Annotated in this window: 16 protein-coding genes; 13 read left to right on the top strand and 3 right to left on the bottom strand. The window is 31.1% G+C overall.

Annotated elements, in window-relative coordinates; all coding sequences use genetic code 11:
- Window positions 1-12 precede the first annotated feature (12 nt).
- The gene (locus tag ACWJJ7_RS07250; protein WP_462964577.1) at window positions 13-738 is read right to left on the bottom strand and encodes a tetratricopeptide repeat protein; all 726 of its coding nucleotides are present in this window, start codon (window positions 736-738) and stop codon (window positions 13-15) included.
- A gap of 262 nt (window positions 739-1,000) precedes the next feature.
- On the opposite strand from ACWJJ7_RS07250, the gene ACWJJ7_RS07245 reads away from it, so the two are divergent.
- Together ACWJJ7_RS07245 and ACWJJ7_RS07240 are read left to right on the top strand one after the other, a co-directional pair.
- Window positions 1,001-1,531, top strand: coding sequence for a hypothetical protein (locus ACWJJ7_RS07245; RefSeq protein WP_462964576.1), 531 nt, complete (start codon window positions 1,001-1,003; stop codon window positions 1,529-1,531).
- Window positions 1,532-1,744: 213 nt separating this feature from the next.
- The gene (locus ACWJJ7_RS07240; protein ID WP_462964575.1) at window positions 1,745-2,851 is read left to right on the top strand and encodes a DEAD/DEAH box helicase; all 1,107 of its coding nucleotides are present in this window, start codon (window positions 1,745-1,747) and stop codon (window positions 2,849-2,851) included.
- Between the two features lie 91 nt (window positions 2,852-2,942).
- On the opposite strand, the gene ACWJJ7_RS07235 is transcribed toward ACWJJ7_RS07240, so the two are convergent.
- Window positions 2,943-4,187 carry an HlyC/CorC family transporter gene (locus ACWJJ7_RS07235; protein ID WP_462964574.1) on the bottom strand — a complete coding sequence of 415 codons (1,245 nt, stop codon included), beginning with the start codon at window positions 4,185-4,187 and terminating at the stop codon, window positions 2,943-2,945.
- A 341-nt stretch (window positions 4,188-4,528) separates the two neighbouring features.
- Between ACWJJ7_RS07235 and ACWJJ7_RS07230 the strand changes: the two genes are divergently transcribed.
- The 11 genes from ACWJJ7_RS07230 to ACWJJ7_RS07180 all read left to right on the top strand — a co-directional run bounded on the left by ACWJJ7_RS07230 (window position 4,529) and on the right by ACWJJ7_RS07180 (window position 19,265).
- Entirely contained in the window at window positions 4,529-7,930 is a 3,402-nt protein-coding gene (locus ACWJJ7_RS07230) for an ATP-binding protein (protein ID WP_462964573.1), read from the top strand.
- 297 nt (window positions 7,931-8,227) lie between these two features.
- On the top strand, window positions 8,228-9,112 hold the full coding sequence (locus tag ACWJJ7_RS07225; protein WP_462964572.1) for a DUF2156 domain-containing protein: 885 nt from the start codon (window positions 8,228-8,230) through the stop codon (window positions 9,110-9,112).
- A gap of 217 nt (window positions 9,113-9,329) precedes the next feature.
- The gene (locus ACWJJ7_RS07220) at window positions 9,330-9,905 is read left to right on the top strand and encodes a GNAT family N-acetyltransferase (RefSeq protein ID WP_462964571.1); all 576 of its coding nucleotides are present in this window, start codon (window positions 9,330-9,332) and stop codon (window positions 9,903-9,905) included.
- Window positions 9,906-10,323: 418 nt separating this feature from the next.
- A complete protein-coding gene (locus ACWJJ7_RS07215) occupies window positions 10,324-13,113 on the top strand; it encodes a sigma-54-dependent transcriptional regulator (RefSeq protein ID WP_462964570.1) in 2,790 nt (929 codons plus the stop codon).
- A gap of 429 nt (window positions 13,114-13,542) precedes the next feature.
- Entirely contained in the window at window positions 13,543-14,016 is a 474-nt protein-coding gene (locus ACWJJ7_RS07210; RefSeq protein WP_462964569.1) for a mannose/fructose/sorbose PTS transporter subunit IIB, read from the top strand.
- A gap of 177 nt (window positions 14,017-14,193) precedes the next feature.
- Window positions 14,194-15,171: a mannose/fructose/sorbose PTS transporter subunit IIA gene (locus tag ACWJJ7_RS07205; protein WP_462964568.1), complete on the top strand. Its 978-nt coding sequence runs from the start codon at window positions 14,194-14,196 to the stop codon at window positions 15,169-15,171.
- A gap of 36 nt (window positions 15,172-15,207) precedes the next feature.
- Complete coding sequence (locus tag ACWJJ7_RS07200; protein ID WP_462964567.1) at window positions 15,208-16,014, top strand: PTS mannose/fructose/sorbose transporter subunit IIC; 807 nt, start codon at window positions 15,208-15,210, stop codon at window positions 16,012-16,014.
- Between the two features lie 19 nt (window positions 16,015-16,033).
- On the top strand, window positions 16,034-16,945 hold the full coding sequence (locus tag ACWJJ7_RS07195; protein WP_462964566.1) for a PTS system mannose/fructose/sorbose family transporter subunit IID: 912 nt from the start codon (window positions 16,034-16,036) through the stop codon (window positions 16,943-16,945).
- A 121-nt stretch (window positions 16,946-17,066) separates the two neighbouring features.
- Entirely contained in the window at window positions 17,067-17,441 is a 375-nt protein-coding gene (locus tag ACWJJ7_RS07190) for a DUF956 family protein (RefSeq protein WP_462964565.1), read from the top strand.
- 51 nt (window positions 17,442-17,492) lie between these two features.
- Entirely contained in the window at window positions 17,493-17,666 is a 174-nt protein-coding gene (locus ACWJJ7_RS07185) for a hypothetical protein (protein WP_462964564.1), read from the top strand.
- Between the two features lie 171 nt (window positions 17,667-17,837).
- Entirely contained in the window at window positions 17,838-19,265 is a 1,428-nt protein-coding gene (locus ACWJJ7_RS07180; RefSeq protein ID WP_462964956.1) for an MDR family MFS transporter, read from the top strand.
- A gap of 1 nt (window position 19,266) precedes the next feature.
- Here the strand turns inward: ACWJJ7_RS07180 and ACWJJ7_RS07175 are convergent, their stop codons facing one another.
- Window positions 19,267-20,385, bottom strand: a complete 1,119-nt coding sequence (locus ACWJJ7_RS07175) for an AI-2E family transporter (RefSeq protein WP_462964563.1) — start codon at window positions 20,383-20,385, stop codon at window positions 19,267-19,269.
- Window positions 20,386-20,633 lie beyond the last annotated feature (248 nt).

The raw sequence follows: 20,633 nt of genomic DNA, 5'->3' as shown, positions 1-20,633 counted from the left end.
TATTAAGCGAAATTACAGCACCGAAGGTGATGATTTAAACCCTATGTACATATTTTTTAATGTGTTAAAGTGACATTTATACCATTCATTTTCAGGTTCTATTTCATATGCTTTTTCTGCAAAGATTAAAGCACTTATACTATCTCCCATAGCCATGTATACTTCAGACTTTCCAAAATAGGCGACACTTTTAGTACTATCAATTTCAATGGCTTTATTATATACTTCAAGAGCTTCTTTTTTATTACGTAGTGAGAGTAGCGCGCTGGCTTTACCGCATAGTGCATCATAAAAATCAGGACTTAGTTTTAGGCATTTATCAAAGCAGTCTAAAGCTTCTTTAAAATCATTAAGAAGTGCTAAAAACCCTGCCTTCTTTAAATATAGGATTGCATTGTTTTCATAGATTTCAAGAAGCTTTTCACAATAGTAAATGCATTTATCAAAGTCACCAGTTAAATCGTTTATATCAATTAACTTCCAGTAAGCTTTTGGATCACTTGGAACTTCCTTTAAATATTTATTCATGCATTTTTCCGCTTCGTAAGCTTCGTACATCTCAATATGAGCTTGAGCTTTTACAAAATAGGCTTGCGAATATTTATTATTAAGGAAAATAGCTTTATTAAATTCTTTGAATGCTTTTTCAATTTTTCCATCATTAAAAAGTCCTTTGCCTCTTTCTATATATTCTTTAACTAGAGTATCATCATTTATTAATTTAACATTATTTTTCATTAATATGCTCCTTTCAATTGCAATCACACATTAAAATTATTGACATAAAATAAAACGGTATACATGTGAAGGCTATGAAATAAATGTTTTTATTTTAAATGCTAATACATTATAATTTCATTTCAAATACTACAAATTATGAGCTATTAATTTTGTTCATTTTGTATATGCATATCACCTTGTTATATTTTTATCACATGTGATATACTGAAATTGATCAATAATTTGACATGTTAATAAAAGAAATGAGGGGGAGATTCGTATGAAAATTAAAGCAATAATACTATCACTAGCTGTAGGTGCTACTTTATTAGTAGGATGTGGCGCTAAAGAAGAAGCAACAAAAGAACCAGAAAAAACTGATGTAGTAACAACAGCTTCATTAGTAAATGATCAAGTAGCTTTCGAAAATGCAATAAGTAGTAAAGGTACATGGATTATAGCAACGCTTAAGGATTTAACTATTGATAAAGATCTTGTAGTTGAGGGTGATTTTAAAAACACCAAAGAACCAGCAGTTGCACAACGTAAAATAGGTCTATATACACAAGATGATAAACATGCAGTAACAGCTAGATTCACTTTAACTGCTCCAAAATTAACTTTTAGTAGTCCTGCAGGAAGCATAGAACATGGAACTTTCAAAGGTGACCTTTATGTAACAGCAAGCAACTTTCAGTTAAAAGATGCTACAGTAGACGGAAATGTATATTTTACTACAGATGAAGCTAAATCTACATTTAAAATGGATGATACAAGTAAAGTAACTGGAGTTCAAGAATTAAAAAAATAAAGTATAAAGTATAATTTGTACTTTTAAAAGTACTCAAATTGAAAGCAGATATCCATTAGTAAAACTAATGGGCATCTGCTTTTTTTTAATGAAATCTACACTTTATTGCAGAATATTTATAAAACCCTTCTTATTATAATAAATGTCTGATATAATTAATTGGTTTGTATAAAAAGTTAACAAAAATATGTTTAAATAGAAAGGTAAATAAAAATGATAAAGTTTAAAAAGCTAGGACTTAGCGATGATATACTAAATATGATTAAAATTCAAGGAATTACTGAGCCAACGCCTATACAAGAGCAAAGTATTAGGCTAATAAAAGACGGTAAGGATGTTATAGCAGAGGCACAAACAGGCACAGGAAAAACACTTGCATTTTTACTGCCAATGTTTGATAATATGTCAGCGGATATAGATACAATTCAAGGATTAATAGTGACTCCTACAAGAGAGCTTGCAATACAGATAACTAGTGAAGCTAAGAAGCTTGCAGAAGGTAAAAATTTAAATATTTTGGCAGCGTATGGTGGCAAGGACATAGGTTCACAGCTGAAAAAATTAAAAGGAAATATTCAACTTGTGATAGCGACACCAGGAAGATTACTAGATCATCTTAGTCGAGGTACGGTAAGGCTTGATAACCTTAAAACCATAGTATTAGATGAGGCAGATCAAATGCTTCTTATGGGATTTAAAAATGATGTGGAGGCTATCTTAGAAAAAACACCAAAAAACAGGCAGACACTATGTTTTTCAGCAACTATGAGCTCTGATGTGAAAAAGATGGCATATAAGTATATGAATGACCCTAAAGAAGTAATTATTAAAAAAGAAGAGACAACACTTAAAACTATAAAACAATTTTTAATAGAAACCACAGATAGACGCAAGCAAGAAGACTTATGTAAGGTAATGGACGAAGATAATCCGTTTATGGCCATCATTTTTTGTAGAACTAAAAGAAGAGTTGATGATCTTGAGATGGCTCTTTATAAAAAAGGATATAATTGTAAAAAGCTGCATTCTGATGTAACTCAATCAAAAAGAGAAAAAATAATGAAAGAGTTTAAGAAGTGTGATATTCAGTATTTAATTGCCACAGATGTAGCAGCAAGAGGCCTTGATATAAATGGAGTTAGTCATGTTTATAACTACGATATGCCTGAAAGTGCAGAAGGCTATATTCACCGCATTGGAAGAACAGGAAGAGCTGGCGAAGAAGGATATACATATTTATTTTCAGCTCCAAAGGATAAAGTTCTTTTAGATGCTATAGAAAAGAAAATAAAAGGTAAAATTCCTAGAAAAATTTTGTAGTGGATTTTAACGACAGCTCAGCTCCGCAGGAGATGATTAAATAAAATACTTAAAGTTAATTTAAATTAACTTTAAGTATTTTTTATTTATATTAAGTTATAATTTTTAGCTTTTCTATACGATTTCTGCTGGTGTTTTGTATAATGAATTTTGTATTATTATAATTTATTGTCTCCCCAGTCTTTGGAAGTCGTCCTAGTATTCCAGTAACGAAGCCACCTATGGAATCAAAATCCTCTGATTCTATATTGAGGCCTATCATTTCATTAATCATGCTTATTTTCGTATCACCATCAACAATATATTCATCTTCTTTAATAACTTCAATTTTATCTGTATCATCGTCGTATTCATCGTCTATATCCCCAACAATTTCTTCTACTAAATCTTCAATTGTAACAATCCCAGAAGTTCCACCATATTCATCTAATAAAATTGATATAGGCACACGGTTTAAACGCATGTCTGCAAATAAATCAACAGTGCTTTTAAATTCGTAGGTAAAGTACGGTGGACGCATATGTTTTTCTATACTGAATTCTTCTTTTCCATCTTCAAAGAAAATTAAATCTTTAATATATAAAACTCCAATAATGTTATCAACAGTATCTTGATATATAGGCAATCTAGAGAATTGCTCTTCCTTGAAGATTTTTATGAGTTCTTCATAAGTTGAGTTTATGTTTGCTACAATCATATCAGTTCTTGGAGTCATAACATCTTTTGCTTGTGAATCCCCAAATTCAAATACATTATAGATCATTTGCTTTTCTTCGCCTTCTAAAACACCTTCCTCATGACTTACACTTACCATAGTTTTTAATTCTTCTTCAGTAATAAATGGTTTTACCTTATCTATTTCTCCACCAAGTATTTTTATAAATGTGTTTGTTATATAAATTAATACTGTAATGAGGGGATTTAAAATGAAGGTAATTAGGCTTAATGGCCGAGCAACCTTTAAAGCGACTTTTTCGGAATTTTGTGCAGCTAATGACTTTGGTGTTATTTCCGCAAAAATCAATACAAGAATTGTCATTATAGCTGTTGCAATAGCTACTCCTGAGGGTCCTAAATTATGAATTGCTAGGGAAGTTGCCAGTGCAGAGGCCCCAATATTGGAGATGTTATTTCCTAATAAAATACCGCCTAAGAGTTTACTGGGATTTTTAAGTAGTTTATTAATTAGTGCAGCACCTTTAATTTCTGAGTCTACCATATGCCTTAATCTGATTTTGCTTAAAGTCATTAAAGCGGTTTCAGAAGCAGAGAAAAAGGCTGAAAATAATAACAAAACCACTAAAGATATAATTTGCCACGTACCATCGGGGTCCATAATTTATTTCACGCTCCTTAAGATATAACCTAAAAAAATTATATCATAAAATAGGAAATATTTAAATGGAATTATCATTAATGTTTTAAATGATTGTACAAATATGTAAATAATAAACATAAATTAATTTGTTTGAGTACATATCTTCGTTTACATTGTACCAGCTACTATCCAGTTATTGTTTTATTAAAATGATTTTTTTAAAAAATGCAAAATATATGGAATAATGTGTAGTATTTTGTTGATAAATAACATATATATGACATTTAATATGTTATTATATACTGTAAGAATATATTTTACGATGTTACTATAAATACAATTAATAAAGGAGATAACTCATGGAAGAAAATAAGTCACACAAAATAAAAATATTTATGTTACTATCAATAACTTTAATTATGTTTATTACGATAATAAAGGGAAGTAGTGGAATTAGTCATACAAAAAAGAATATACCCTTGGCAGTAAAGGGGGTATTAGACTTAAGAAATTGGGATTTTAAAAAGGATGGTATGATAAAACTTAATGGAGAATGGGAGTTTTATGATAATGAGTTACGCATGCCTCAGGATTTTCAAAGTATTCCTGCAGAAACTATTAGGTATGGGAAGTTACCAGGTAAGTTTGGACAAGAAGGCTATTGTACGTACAGATTAAAGCTACTTATAGACAATCAGGAGGAACTTTATTCAGTAAAAATAAATTTTATCCAAAATGCATATGAACTTTGGGCTAACAAAAAACTAATAACATCTGCTGGACGGGTGGGCAAATCTAAAAACGAAATGATACCAGAAAATGAGCCAGCTAGCGGCTCATTCTATGTAGAAAATGGGGAAACCTATTTAGTCCTTCGGGTTAGTAATTTTTATAATAAATATGGATATATAGATACATTAGTACTCGGGGAATCAAAGGAAATTACAGCTATAAGAGAGCAGAAGCTAGCATTAAGTTTATTTATTATTGGATGTACCATTATGGCTGCTATATATAGTTTTGGACTATTTATTAATAGAAGAAAAGAAAAGGCTCAATTATATTTTTCAATCATTTGCTTAATCATTACGATTAGAACACTATTTATTGGCCAAGGGTTCTTTTTTTCACTATTCCCTCACCTTAATTATATTTTTTCTACAAAAATGAAAATATGGACTTTTTATACATACATTCCCTTTATTATTCTGTTTATAGATAATTCCTACGAAGAAATCATGTCACGTAAAGTAGTAAAAGTATCCAATTGGTCAGGTTTGATATATACTTTAAGTGTGATTTTTACTCCAGTTAAATATTATTTATACTTTATAGCACCTTTTGAAGTATTTGCACTTGCATTGCTATTTTATATGATGCTTAAAATTAGTAAAATATGCATGAAGAACAAACAAACTGACCATATAGTTGTGGTAGGACTGTTTGCATTATTTATTACAAGAATCAATGATATCTTGTATGAATACAGTATAATAATTACGGACTCATTTGCATCACAAGGTATATTAATATTTATTGTCGTAAATTACTATGTTTTAGCAAAGAGGCAAGCTAATGAACTTTCTAACATAGAAAGTAGTAGTGCTAAACTTAAATCTTTAAATGAATTAAAAGATGATTTTCTTGCGGTAACTTCTCATGAACTAAAAACTCCATTGAACGGAATTGTTGGATTAACAGAAGGAATAGTAGATAATAAATATGCTGATTTGGATGTAGAGCTCAGAGAGGACCTGTTTTTGGTGAATTCGAGTGCTAAAAGATTATCTAACTTGGTTAATGATATGATGATATTTTCTAAGCTTAAACACAATCAAATTGTCTTACATACGAAAGCAGTTAATATAAGTAATGTGGTAGAAATGGTAATAAAATTTAGTAAAATATCTGTAAATAATAAAAACGTTACTTTTAAAAATTTAATAGACGAAAGCGCACCGTATGTATTTGGGGATGAAGATAGGATACAGCAAATTTTATATAATTTACTTAGCAATGCTATAAAATTCACACATGACGGCGAGATAATATTATCTTATATCGTAAAAAAATCTTTTGTTGAGATTTGTGTTGCAGACACAGGAATAGGAATTTCAGAGCAGAATCTTCATGAAATTTTCAATCGATATGAGCAAGTGGATGGAATTGCAGAAAAGTATGGTGGCACTGGAGTAGGGCTTTATGTAACCAAAGAACTTATTCAAATACAGGGTGGGACTATAAAGGTTTCTTCAATTATAGGAGAAGGCAGTAAATTCATTTTTACGCTTCCGTTATGTACTGAGGAAGAGCTAAAGAGTAATCTTCATTATCTTTATAATAAAGATAATGAAGAGACTGCAGAAATACTAGCTGAACATTCAAATAATCTAGAACTAAAACCTGATATAGTAAATGTGTCTATAGATAATGTTAGAAAAATTATTAATGAAAATATAAATTCAAGTAGCAAAGATAAGTATAAGGTTTTAATAGTTGATGATGAGTATTTGAATCTTAAGGTATTAAAAAATTATCTATCAAATGACACTTTTGAAGTTTTAGAGGCGTCGAGTGGTAAGGAAGCATTGAGAATAATCGACGAAAATGTAGATTTAGATTTAGTAATTCTCGATATGATGATGCCGGATATTTCAGGAAATGAAGTATGTGAGATTATTAGGAAAAAACAATCTATTCTTGAACTTCCTGTGCTAATTATGACTGCAGATAGCAACGTAGAACACTTAGTTATATCCTTTGAGTGTGGGGCAAATGATTATTTAAGCAAACCTTTTAATATGCATGAACTACTCTGTAGAATAAACACTTTGATATCATTAAAGCATTCAGTGAAAAAAGCCTTATCATTAGTAAATGAGCTTGGAATAGCTAAAAACCAAGTTGAAGCCCTTAGCGTGCAAAATGCTGAAGCTAGTAGACGGGTTGAAGAACTTATAGCATATGACAAGGTGAAAACGGATTTTTTAACTAATATGTCACACGAACTTAGAACTCCTCTAAATGTAATTTGTAGTACAATACAGTTATTAAAGTCTCTTGACGGATCAAAAAACTTAGGTGATGAAAAGATTAAATATTATATTAATATAATGAATCAGAATTCGCTAAGGTTGCTTAGACTTATAAACAATATAATAGACACAAATAAAATAGAGGCAGATTACATAAGTCTTAACTTAAAAAATGGTGATATAGTTTATGTTGTAGAGGAAATATCGCAATCTGTAGCGGAGTATATAAAAAGTCATGAAATAACACTCATATTTGATACTGATGTAGAAGAAAAAATAATTGCATTTGATGAAGAAAAAATTGAAAGAATTATGTTGAATTTACTATCCAATGCAGTTAAATTTACACATAAAAAAGGAAGTATTCTAGTTAATATTTATGATAAAGGTGGGTTTGTTGAAATATCTGTAAAGGATACAGGTATAGGAATTCCAAAAGGCAAGTTAGAGTTTGTTCTTGAGCGTTTTGCGCAAATTGATAAATCTACATCAAGGCATAATGAAGGTAGTGGAATAGGACTAGCATTAGTAAAGTCTCTTGTAGAAATGCATGGGGGTAGCATTAGTGTAAATAGTGAAGAGGGAAAAGGAAGCGAATTTATTATAACTCTACCAGTTAGAACAATTGATAGGGAAGAGGAAGAAAACAACCTTAATAATAAAGAGGTATTTGAAACAAACTATGAACAAAATCTATCAATAGAATTCTCTGATATATATAAATAGTTAAATCATTACCTGTGTAGCTGTTCCATGTTGTTAATATAATAATATTATATTATTGGGTAATACTATAAATATAAAATCAATTAATATTGTTAAGAAGTGTAGGTAATAGAATTATAAAAAAATGTATATGCATGTTATAATTAAGTAGTATCTATAAGGTAACTAAAGTTCATAAAAGTATCTACTTGCAAAAAATGAGCAAACAGTCTAAAATGAAAGAAGAATATAAAAATATGATTATATTTATGGTATATCCTAAGGGGAAAGGTTGAGATTATGATTTTTAAAAGGCTTATGATTGAAGATAAGAATGTATTTGAAAAATTTATATATCCATATAAATTTCTAAGTTGTGAATATTCTTTTACAACTTTATATATATGGAGAGAAGCTTGTGATGTTTGTTTTACTATTTATAAAGGTGCTCTAATAATAAAAAAGAAGGATTTCGAGGGAAGATATTATTTTATGCAACCTTTGGGATATAGTAAAGAAAATCTTAAAGAAATAATAGATGCACTAATGGATTATAAAACAGAAAACAATATGGAATATTTATTTAAAGATCTTGATGAAGGTGTTATCGAAGAGATAAAGGATATATATGATGATGCTGATGCTATCTGTATAAAGGAAGATAGAGATAACTTTGATTATTTATATGAAGCAGAAAAGCTTATAAAGCTTTCGGGTAAGAAGCTTCATGGGAAAAAGAATCATTATAATTCCTTTATAAAGAAGTATAACTATGAAGTTAAAGACATTAAAGGGGAAGAAGTAATAAGTGACGTAATATTAGCTGCAGAAAAATGGTATGCAGGTAATAATGATGATGATGTACTTTATTACGAATTACAGGGAATAAAAGATATCCTAAAGGATATGGAAATTTTAAATAATAAAGGAATAGCAGTTTATGTAGATGGAAAAATTGTAGCGTTTAGTTTAGGAGAAAAATTAAAAGATGATTTGGCAGTAATTCATATAGAAAAGGCAGATACAAAGTATAGTGGAGTCTATAGCTTTATTAACAAAACTTTTGTTGATACGAGTTTTAGTGATGTTAAGATAATTAATAGGGAACAGGACCTTGGAATCGTAGGTCTTAGAAAATCTAAATTATCCTATTATCCTTTTAAATTAGAAAAGAAATATATTTTTAATTTTGGCAACATTTAACGACATTCCAGAAGGAAAGTTTCCAACTTATGTAACGGGGAGTTCCATACTATAACAAAAATAAAAATTTAGGGGGAGTATGAATCTCCTTCTGAAGTCGTTAAATCATCTTCTTCGAAGAAGATGATTTAATAGAATAGACTAGCGTACAGCTAGTCTATTCTATTAAAGATTACATATAATCAATTTCAAATTAAAGCCGAGGAAAGGTGATAGAATGAAAAATCTTTTAGTGGGGAAAAAAATAAAACTTACTTCGATAAATGAAGAAGATATTTTGGAACTTAAAAAGTGGCATAATGATGTGTCCTTCATGCGTAATTATGATGTAGTAAGTGCAATTCCTAAAAATATGGAAGAGGTAAAGGAGATAATAACCGAGGCAAAAGAATGTAACACGGCGTACATTTTTGCTGTTAAAAACATTGAACAGAAAGAAATTATTGGTATTACAGGATTTGAAAATATATCTTGGAATAATGGAACTGCATTAATATATATAGGAATAGGTGAAGAAAAACATAGGGGACAAGGTCACGGAAAAGAGGCTCTTAAATTAACTATAGAGTTTGGATTTGAGGAACTAAATTTCCATAGAATATATCTTACTGTGCTTGAATACAATGAACCTGCAATAAAATTATATGAGAAATTAGGATTTAAAAGAGAAGGGGTCTATAGAGAATTTATTCACAGGGATGGTAGACGATATGATATGTATTTGTATGGAATGCTGAGACCTGAATGGGATGAGTTAATGACATTTCAGAAGCGAAGTCTCCCACTTCTATAAGTGGGAGTTCAATACTATAACAAAGACAAAACTTCAGTGGGGGGATAACAATTGAGAATTGTTATCTACTCCAGAGGTCTACAAAGGGGTAAATCTCCTTCTGAAGTCAGTAATATTTCAGCTCCGCAGGAGATGATTTAACAAAAAATAAAAAACACAGTAGAGTAAAATATAACTCTACTGTGTTTTTAACGTTTAAAGCTTTTTCATTAGTTCCATAGAGTGTATTAAACCAACTCCAAAAGTGTTTGTAATAGGTGATATATCATTTTTGTAAACATAATTGAATTTCGAATATTTATATACTATTAATACTCTATTGAATAGTGTATTAATAATAGAGTATTATTATAGTGAATTACATTTGATTTAAATAATTTAAATATAAGAAAAATTTATTATAAATGAGGCGAAAGTTATGAAAAGGATTGAAAAGATATATAGCTTTATGGTTGAAGAATCTAAAAAATTCCTTTTAAAAGATATTAAGGAAGGAATAGGTTTTAGTGCCGGCACTATAGCAAAAAGTCTATCTATGATTAGGAACAATGTAAGTCTTGAGCTAAACAATTTACTTAGAGCAGATAAGATAATAAAGATAAAAGGTAGACCTGTACTATTCTTAGACAGAGAAACCGTGGAAAGACTTTTAGAATATAAATTGCAGCCTGGTCCCCTAGAATTAGAAAATTTTAATGAGCTTATATCGGAAGAGAAGACTGAAGAGGTAGAAAAGAACCCATTTGATAGTCTTATAGGGTATAATACAAGCCTAAGAACTCATATTGAGCAAGCTAAAGCTGCTGTCCTTTACCCTCCTAATGGACTTAATACACTTATAGTAGGTCCTACAGGGGTGGGCAAAACTTTATTTGCTAATATGATGTATAAATACGCCGTATATGTTAAGAGATTAGAGGCTAAGTCTCCCTTTGTGCTATTTAACTGTGCAGACTATTATAATAATCCTCAACTTCTCTTATCACACATGTTTGGACATATAAAAGGTGCATTCACAGGAGCAGATGTAGAAAAAGAAGGTCTTGTAGCCAAGGCTAACGGTGGAATACTATTTCTTGATGAAATTCATAGACTTCCGCCAGAAGGACAGGAGATGATATTTTATTTCATAGATACTGGAAACTATAATAAACTCGGTGAAACAGAGAGAAACAGAAAATCTACTGTGCTTATTATAGGAGCAACCACAGAGGACCCTGCGTCATCACTCCTAAAAACATTTGTAAGAAGAATTCCTATAGTTATATCTCTCCCCTCTTTAGAAGAGCGTCCAAGTAAGGACAAATTGGATATAGTGAAATTTCTCTTAGCAAATGAAGCACATAGAGTAAACAAACCAATAAAGGTAGATGCAGAAGCTGTAAAGGCAATTATAGGAAGTGCCTCATATGGGAATATTGGTCAGATGAAATCTAATATACAATTAGTGTGCGCTACTGGATTTTTAAATAGCATAAATAATAAAGATTTCATTGAGATAGATTTCAAATCTTTACCTTCGGATATAAAAAATAGTCTATTCTCTTCAAGTAGTAAAAGAATGGAGATGGATGAGTTATCTAAGCATTTTGGCAAGCAAATTGTGGTGATGCCACAGGGGTATAAAGTTCTTATAGAAGAGGACTCTTCTGAGCCAACATTTAACTTATATAAAATAATTGAAGATAAGGCTGCTATTTTAAAGGATGAAGGTGCAGATGATGAATATATAAAAAAATTCATAACAACAGATATTAATATTCACCTTAAATGCTTTTATAAAAAGAGTAAAAATAGTGCTCAGGATAGAGAAAAAATACTTAAGATAGTAAATGAAGATACCCTTCAATTTGCAGAACAAGTTAGAGGGATTGTAGAAACAGAGTTAAAAAGGAAGTTTAATGAAAGGTTTCTATATGCTTTTAGTCTTCACCTCAGTGCATTCTTAAAAAGAATAGATAATAGGCGTAGCCTGCAATATACAAATATAAAAAATACGATTAATGACAAACCTGAAGAGTTTAATATATCGCTTAAAATAAAAGATCTTATTGAGAAAAAATATAATATTATAGTACCTGATATGGAAGTGATTTACCTAACACTTCTCATTAGTTCGGTGCAAGAAGAGCAAAACAATGAAAGGGTAGCCGTGATAGTTGCTCTACATGGCAGCAGTACTGCAAGTTCTATGGTTAATGTAGTAAGAAATCTCTTAGGCGAGGGAGTAGTTGAGGGAATAGATATGCCACTTGATGTAAGTCCACAGAGGGTGCTTAATGATATTATAGAAAAGGTAAATGAAATTGATATGGGGAGTGGAGTGCTTCTACTTGTAGATATGGGATCTCTAACAAGTTTTGATACTATAATAACTGGAAAAACAGGAATAAGAGTCAAGACTGTGGATATGGCATCGACGCCACTCGTGCTCGAGGCGGTTAGAAAAGCCAATATGCTTGATATGGATTTAGATACTTTATATGATTCTTTAAAGGATTTTAAAGGCTATGGTCTTTATAGTAAAGATTCCAAAAAATTAGTGGTGCAAAAGAATGCAGCTATAATAACCATATGCTCAACAGGAGAAGGCACAGCAAAAAAACTTAAAGAATTAGTTCATAATATTGTAATTAATGTAACGAGAGATGAAATATTAATTATACCTATAGGAATAATTAATATTAAAGCTGAATTAGAGGATTTAATGAATCGCTATAAAATAATAGCCGCTGTCGGTGTTATGAATCCTAAGATAAATGCGCCATTTATATCAATAGAGAATCTTATTGGAGGTGATGGTGAAAAACGTCTTATGAATATAATACAGAAAAATGATATACCTACAGAGATGAAAGAAGAAAATATAGTAGTTAAAGAACTTTGCGAAGATAGTTTGAATGAGTTTTTAACATTTTTAAATCCACATAAGATTATTAGTGTATTAATAAATTTTACAAGTGTATTAGAAAAAGAAATGAGTAAAAGTTTTAGTAACTCTTTTAAAATTAAACTAATGCTCCATACGGGCTGTGCCTTAGAGAGAATGATTATAAAAGAAACACTTACCTATAGTGGAGATAGGAGTGTTATAGATGATGAGGTCTTAAGGGTTGTTATGGAGGCTACTCTTAGATTTAAAGAGACACTCAATATTAGTCTAACGGATGACGAAATGTATTATATTTGCGATATTTTTGCAGAGTAGTGCAAATTTTTGCAGAGTAGTGCAAATTTTTTGCAGAGTAACATAAAAATACTATATATTTTCATGTTACAGTATTAAAAATAATAAACAGTGTATTAATAAAATAAAATAATAAAAAAAAATTCTATAGATTCCTTTATTTTAAAGAGTCTACAGGATTTTTATTTTTTGATACACTATTTTGGTATGGGTATTGCTATATAAACATATATAGAACAAAGTATTAATGACTTGAATAGGAGGGCTAATTAATAATAGCTATAGTATTAGGAATACATGGTAAATTTTCAGAGTAAATACTAAAATCTTCAGAAATGATTTTGGGACATCAAGAAAACGTTGCCACGATAACATTCTTAAGTACTGGCCATCTTGGAATAAAATCGTTAAAAGAGACTTTAAAAAATAGTAACGAGGAGGAATTATAAAATGATAATTGCATTAGCAAGAATTGATGACAGATTAATTCATGGTCAAGTAGCAACGATTTGGTCAAAAGACACAAAATGTCAAAGAATAATTGTATGTAATGATGATGTAACAAATGACTCAATTAGAAAGACACTTTTGGAGCAAGTTGCACCTCCAGGAATTAAATCAAGTGTTGTAGGAATTGATGAGGCAATAAGAGTTTATAATAATCCAAAATACCAAGATGATAGAGTGCTATTTCTATTCACTAATCCAACTGATGTTGTAAGAATGGTTGAAGGTGGAGTAGCCATAAAGAGTGTAAATATTGGTGGTATGTCATTTAAAGAAGGAAAGAAACAAATAACTAGTGTAGTATCAGTAGATGATACAGATATTGAAGCTTTCAAAAAATTAAATGAAAAAGACATTGAACTAGAAATAAGAAAAATTTCTTCAGATTCAAAAGTAGATTTAATGTCAAAACTATAAAATTCACCATATTAACTTCTGCCAAAGTACCATAGTATCAGTGTATAGTGATATAAACCTTTTATTATTAGTTTTTGTTATTAATTGAAATGTATCATAATCATTAATTTTGGTTACAGGTTTTTCAAAACTTTTTTATAGATTTTACTGTAATAATAAAAAATAGGAGGTATAAAGATGGTAGGAATTATTCTTGCTAGTCACGGAGAATTTGCTAAAGGCATATTGCAATCTGGTGCGATGATTTTCGGAGAACAAGAAAACGTACAAGCGGTTACGTTGATGCCTAGTGAAGGCCCTGATGATGTTAAAGCAAAAATGAAAGACGCAATCTCATCCTTTGACAACCAAGATGAGGTTTTATTCTTAGTGGATCTTTGGGGCGGTACACCATTCAACCAAGCGAATAGTCTATTTGAAGAACACAAAGTTAAATGGGCAATCGTAGCTGGTATGAATCTACCAATGGTAATTGAAGCTTTTGCTTCACGTTTTTCAATGGAATCCGCACAGGAAATTGCGGCTCATATCTTAAAGTCAGCTAAAGAAGGAGTTAAAGTTAAGCCAGAAGAATTAGAACCAGCAGATAATGGTAAATCTTCAGAGGCTTCGGCTCAACAATCTAATGCAGGTGCACCTGGATCATTCGAATATGTTTTAGCTCGTATTGACTCTCGTTTACTTCATGGACAAGTAGCGACTGCTTGGACAAAATCTGTGCAACCTACACGAATTATTGTCGTGTCAGATGAAGTAGCCAAAGATGAGCTTCGTACGAAATTGATCCAACAGGCTGCTCCTCCGGGTGTTAAAGCTCATGTTGTTCCAATTAATCAAATGATTAAACTTGCAAAAAATGATCAGCATTTTGGCGGACAGCGTGCATTGCTTCTTTTTGAAAATCCAGAAGATGTACTTAGAGTGGTAGAAGGTGGAGTACCTTTGAAGACAATCAATGTTGGATCTATGGCTCACTCTCCAGGTAAAGTTCAACCAAACAAAGTACTTGCTTTCAATCAAGAAGATATTGATACCTTCAATAAGCTTAAACAAGCTGGCTTGGATTTTGATGTTCGTAAAGTTCCAAATGATTCAAAAGGAAAAATGGACGAAATCCTTAAAAAAGCACAAGGTGAATTAAATAAACTAAAATAATCTAATTATTTAGATAAAAAAGGAGGATTAATAATCATGGATCTAAATGTTGTTCAAATCATATTAGTCATTATCGTGGCATTTATAGCTGGTATGGAAGGTATCTTGGATCAATTTCAATTCCACCAACCAGTAATTGCTTGTACGTTAATCGGCTTAGTTACAGGTAACTTAGTACCATGCCTAATATTAGGTGGTACTCTTCAAATGATTGCTTTAGGTTGGGCAAATATCGGTGCTGCCGTAGCACCCGATACAGCACTTGCTTCTGTTGCATCTGCAATCATCCTAGTTCTTGGTGGACAAGGTACAGCAGGAGTGCCTTCAGCTTATGCTATTGCTGTTCCACTAGCAGTTGCAGGGCTATTATTAACAATTATTTGTCGTACTATTGCTACAATATTTGTACATTTCATGGATGCTGCTGCTGAACAAGGAAATATCAGAAAAGTTGAAATGTGGCATATCATTGCTATTTGTATGCAGGGTGTACGTATTGCAATTCCAGCAGCCTTGATTTTAGCAATTGGTGCTGGTCCGATTCGTACAGCACTTGAAGCTATGCCTATATGGTTAACAGCTGGTTTAGCAATCGGTGGTGGAATGGTCGTAGCTGTCGGTTATGCAATGGTAATCAACATGATGGCTACAAAAGAAGTATGGCCATTCTTTGCAATTGGTTTTGTGTTAGCAACTATTTCACAAATTACACTTATCGGATTAGGTGCAATCGGTTTATCTATAGCTCTTATTTACTTAGCACTTACTAAACAAGGTGGCTCAGGTAATGGTGGAGGCTCAAATACTGGTGATCCATTAGGCGATATTATTGACACTTACTAAGAAGGGAGGGAATATAAAAATGGCAAATAAAATAAAATTAACAAAAAGAGATCGTATTTCTGTTTGGTGGCGTTCAACTTTCATTCAAGGTTCTTGGAACTATGAAAGAATGCAAAATGGTGGTTGGGCATATGCATTGATGCCCGCAATTAAAAAATTATATAAGACTAAAGAAGAGCGTGCAGCTGCATTGAAACGTCACCTGGAGTTTTTTAACACTCACCCATATGTAGCTTCACCAATCATTGGTGTAACATTAGCCTTAGAAGAAGAACGTGCAAGTGGTGCACCAATTGATGACGTAACTATTCAAGGTGTTAAAGTTGGTATGATGGGACCTTTAGCGGGCATAGGAGATCCAGTTTTCTGGTTTACTGTTAGGCCAATTTTAGGGGCATTAGCTGCTTCTCTTGCTATGGGTGGTAACATCCTTGGACCAATTATCTTTTTCTTCGGTTGGAATATCATCCGTATGGCATTTACGTGGTATACACAAGAGTTTGGTTACAAAACAGGCTCTAATATTACCGATGATTTATCAGGTGGTTTACTACAAGATATTACTAAAGGAGCATCTATCCTTGGTATGTTCATTTTGGGATCATTAGTTAACCGATGGGTATCTGTTGTATTTACACCGACAGTATCAACCGTTAAGTTAGCTGACGGTGCATACATTGATTGGAGCAAAATTCCTGCTGGAGCGAACGGTATTAAAGAAGCTCTGTTGCAACAATCAAGTGGCTTGTCATTAACTAATGTTAAGGTTACAACATTGCAAAATAATTTTGATTCATTGATTCCTGGACTTGCAGGATTAGCATTGACATTATTTTGTATGTGGTTGCTTAAGAAGAAAGTATCTCCAATTATCATTATTCTTGGGCTGTTCGTAGTTGGTATTGTTTTCCACTTGATCGGTTTAATGTAATATTTTTTACTCAGCCTGGGCTTTTTAGCCTGGGCTTTTGTTAAATTAAAGTGAGAAAAACAGTAGTACGATAATTAATAGAAATAAATAAAAAACATATAATAGAAAAGAGGTAGATCGTATGGTTCAATCACTCAATACAAATGTGGATCTAGTAATTGATGCAACAGCTTTTACGGGTTTTGCAGATTATGGGAAAATCATGATCGGCGACAAAGGTTTTGAGTTTTACAATTCTCGTGATTCTCGCAAATATATTCAAATTCCTTGGGAAGAGGTTGACAATGTCATTGCGTCCGTAATGCTAAAAGGAAAGTGGATTCCACGATATGCGATCCAAACGAAGAAAAATGGTACCTATACTTTTTCTTCTAAAGAACCAAAAAAAGTACTTCGTGCTGTTCGAAAATATGTTGAGCCAAATCATATGGTTCATTCGTTAAGTTTTTTTGATGTTGTAAAGCGAGCGGTGCAATCGAGATTTAAGAAGGGTTGATCAACTAAAGAACTTATCATGTGTATAAATTAGGTGCTATTACAACTAGATATGGCAACAGTTATGGGTACAAAAGGATTGTTTCCAATTAGCGAACTTATAATTGGTAAAATCAAAAAAGATGAGGAATCTTTAAAAAAAGTTTGTGAGCTTTTGTTTGAAAATTCTAGAATTGAAAGAGAAATTGGTGATAGAGCTATTCATCCAGCGGCAAAGAGTAAATGATATAAACAATATTAATTCAGGATCAAACTACGCAGTTGAGAAGGCATGCCTCTAGTTTTTAATTTACTGTACAAATATTTATAAGTAATGGTAAAATGATATTTGTCGTTTATTTGTACTTTAGGTGAAATATAGATGATAATTATCATATTAAAGGAAGTGGCACAAAGGATGAAATCAAAAAAAAGAAGTATAGTCATTGCATTAATGGTGTCAATGTTCCTTGCAGCTGTAGAGGGAACAGTTGTGACAACTGCAATACCAACCATAGTTAAAGAGCTAAATGGGTTTGAACTTATAAGTTGGGTTTTTTCCGCTTATTTATTGACAACAGCCATTTCTACGCCAATATACGGTAAATTAGCTGATTTGTATGGAAGAAAAAACATTCTTTCTATTGGAATAATAATTTTTATAGTTGGGAGCTGTCTTTGTGGGTTATCACAAAACATGTATCAGCTTATAGCGTTTCGTGCAGTTCAGGGACTGGGAGCGGGAGCAATATTTACTGTTACTTATACTATATTGGGTGACATTTTTACTATTGAAGAAAGGCCAAAGATTCAGGGGTGGTTAAGTACAGTATGGGGAATAGCAAGTTTAGCTGGTCCTTTTTTAGGGGGATTTTTAATAGACAATTTCTCATGGCATTGGATTTTCTTTATAAACCTACCTTTTGGAATAATATCTATAGTGCTTTTACAAAAAAACCTAATTGAAACTTTTGAGAAAAAGAAACATAAGATAGATTATGTAGGCACTTTATTATTTTCCATTGCAATTATAACGTTTTTACTGGGTAGCTTAACCGGTGGAAGAAATAATATTATAATAGCTTTAGTAGTTACAATTGCAGTGTTGATTGTGTTTTATTATGTGGAAAAAAGAGCGGATGAGCCTATTATACCTTTTCAAATATTTACAAAAACTAGCACTATTGTAAATATAATAACATTTTTAGCCGCAGGGATTTTAATAGGAATAGAGGTTTATTTACCTATATATATGCAAAATGTTTTAGGATTAAGTCCTACAGTTGCTGGAGTGTCTATGGCACCGATGTCTATTGCTTGGTTCTTATCTTCGTTTGTTTTGTCTAAAGCTATCCCTAAATATGGTGGAAGAATAGTAATTGGTATATCTACTTTAATTTTGCTTATTAGTTGCGTATTTTTGTCTACTTTAAGTAGTGAATCTTCATTAATATCAGTTATAGTTTATGGCTTCATTATGGGATTTGGATTTGGAGGAGCTTTTACTACATTAACAATAATGGTACAAGAGTCAGTGGGATATAACAAAAGAGGAGCAGCTACAGCAGCGAATTCCCTAGTGCGTACACTAGGTCAAACTATAGGAGTAAGTATTTTTGGAATTATATTAAATATGAATATAGTTAAATATTTTAATAATATAGGAAGAAAGGGAATAGAACCTAACAATTTGTATTCTAAGGCGACTTTGAGTAGTGGAGTAAGTTTGCAGCAGATAAAGCAAGCTTTAAATTCAGGGCTTCATGAAGTATTTATAATATTTATAATAATTGCTTTAGCGTCATTGGCACTGTCTTTTATATTCGACTCAAAATCAGAAAAATAAGCTATTTAATTAATTTGTCTTCAATTTGTTTATCTTTAATTTGTTTATTCATAAAATTTTCCAGTAAAGTCTTTATTAAGGCTATAGTTGGAACTCCAAGTAACATTCCTAAAACACCAAAAAAACCTCCGCCTAGAACAATTCCTAGTATTATAAGTAGTGGACTAATCCCAACCTTATCTCCAATAATTTTTGGAGATATGAACCACCCATCAATATTGCTTAAGGTTGTAATAAATAGTACCAACTGTACACATTTCATTGGACTAAAGAAGATTGTTATTATAACAGCGGGAACCATTCCTATGATATTTCCAAAATAAGGGATCATATTTGTTACCCCTATTACTAAACTAAAAGGCAGAGCGTAAGGTATTTTTAATATCGTAAATCCTATAAAAGTAATAGTACCAAAAATAATAGAGTCAATCATTTTACCAACAAAATATTTTTTAAAAGTAGTATTAACTATTTTTAAAAAATCAATTATTTTAATAGCAACTGTTTCATTTAAAATGGAATAAGTAAACTTTTTAAGATTGAAAATAATAGATTCTTTGTCCATTAAGAAGTAAATTGAAATTACAATTCCAGACATTAATTTCATAAAGAAAGAACCCAAACCCATTAGGTAATCAATTATAATTTGAAAACCGGGGCTAAAATATGCAGATACATCCTTATTAAAAGTACTAAGGTAACTATTTAAGTAAGAAGTAGCATCAAATTTGTTTAATAGTTCATTTTTAGATAAAAAATTGGTAGACCATTTATATGCTTTATTTGCAAAGTGAGGGATATTATTAAATAAATCAACGGAACTTTTAATAATATTAGGAGTGAATAAAGTGACTATTAAGATTATTAGACCTATAAATATTGTATAAATTATGCATATGCTATAAATTCTTTTCATTTTTGTTCTCTTTTCAATAAACACCATAAGTGGGTTAAGCAAATAAGCTATAACGAAACCCCAAATAAAATAAGTAAGTAAAGAAAAAAAGTTATTTAATATTGAACCTATATTTTCAACGTTATTTACTATTCTATAAAGTAGAAGAGTAATTATAATAATAGGGACAAGTTGTATATAGGGTATCTTTTTATATTTAATCAATGCAATTCCTCCAATCAATGTTTAGAGCACTTATTATAAATTCACTATACAATTATATATATGTAATAAAAATTAGCTTATTTAATTATATCATTCTTAAAACAATTTATTAATATTCATTTTTGAAAAATTTAACGACATTTTAGAAATCGGTAATACGCCTTACAATTTCTGTTTGCAAACATGTGCAATAATGTGTTATAATACAGTTATATTTAAATACTAATGTTATCTTTTAGGTAGTGATG

This window comes from Clostridium sp. CM042 (assembly GCF_055080995.1).
Note: the sequence above shows the minus strand (reverse complement) of the source record. Positions and strands in the feature narration are given on the sequence as shown.

Bases quoted from the DNA above. Each gene is read 5' to 3' on its own strand.
- ACWJJ7_RS07250 (WP_462964577.1), bottom strand. From the start codon at position 738: ATGAAAAATAATGTTAAATTAATAAATGATGATACTCTAGTTAAAGAA.
- ACWJJ7_RS07245 (WP_462964576.1), top strand. From the start codon at position 1,001: ATGAAAATTAAAGCAATAATACTATCACTAGCTGTAGGTGCTACTTTA.
- ACWJJ7_RS07240 (WP_462964575.1), top strand. From the start codon at position 1,745: ATGATAAAGTTTAAAAAGCTAGGACTTAGCGATGATATACTAAATATG.
- ACWJJ7_RS07235 (WP_462964574.1), bottom strand. From the start codon at position 4,187: ATGGACCCCGATGGTACGTGGCAAATTATATCTTTAGTGGTTTTGTTA.
- ACWJJ7_RS07230 (WP_462964573.1), top strand. From the start codon at position 4,529: ATGGAAGAAAATAAGTCACACAAAATAAAAATATTTATGTTACTATCA.
- ACWJJ7_RS07225 (WP_462964572.1), top strand. From the start codon at position 8,228: ATGATTGAAGATAAGAATGTATTTGAAAAATTTATATATCCATATAAA.
- ACWJJ7_RS07220 (WP_462964571.1), top strand. From the start codon at position 9,330: ATGAAAAATCTTTTAGTGGGGAAAAAAATAAAACTTACTTCGATAAAT.
- ACWJJ7_RS07215 (WP_462964570.1), top strand. From the start codon at position 10,324: ATGAAAAGGATTGAAAAGATATATAGCTTTATGGTTGAAGAATCTAAA.
- ACWJJ7_RS07210 (WP_462964569.1), top strand. From the start codon at position 13,543: ATGATAATTGCATTAGCAAGAATTGATGACAGATTAATTCATGGTCAA.
- ACWJJ7_RS07205 (WP_462964568.1), top strand. From the start codon at position 14,194: ATGGTAGGAATTATTCTTGCTAGTCACGGAGAATTTGCTAAAGGCATA.
- ACWJJ7_RS07200 (WP_462964567.1), top strand. From the start codon at position 15,208: ATGGATCTAAATGTTGTTCAAATCATATTAGTCATTATCGTGGCATTT.
- ACWJJ7_RS07195 (WP_462964566.1), top strand. From the start codon at position 16,034: ATGGCAAATAAAATAAAATTAACAAAAAGAGATCGTATTTCTGTTTGG.
- ACWJJ7_RS07190 (WP_462964565.1), top strand. From the start codon at position 17,067: ATGGTTCAATCACTCAATACAAATGTGGATCTAGTAATTGATGCAACA.
- ACWJJ7_RS07185 (WP_462964564.1), top strand. From the start codon at position 17,493: ATGGCAACAGTTATGGGTACAAAAGGATTGTTTCCAATTAGCGAACTT.
- ACWJJ7_RS07180 (WP_462964956.1), top strand. From the start codon at position 17,838: ATGAAATCAAAAAAAAGAAGTATAGTCATTGCATTAATGGTGTCAATG.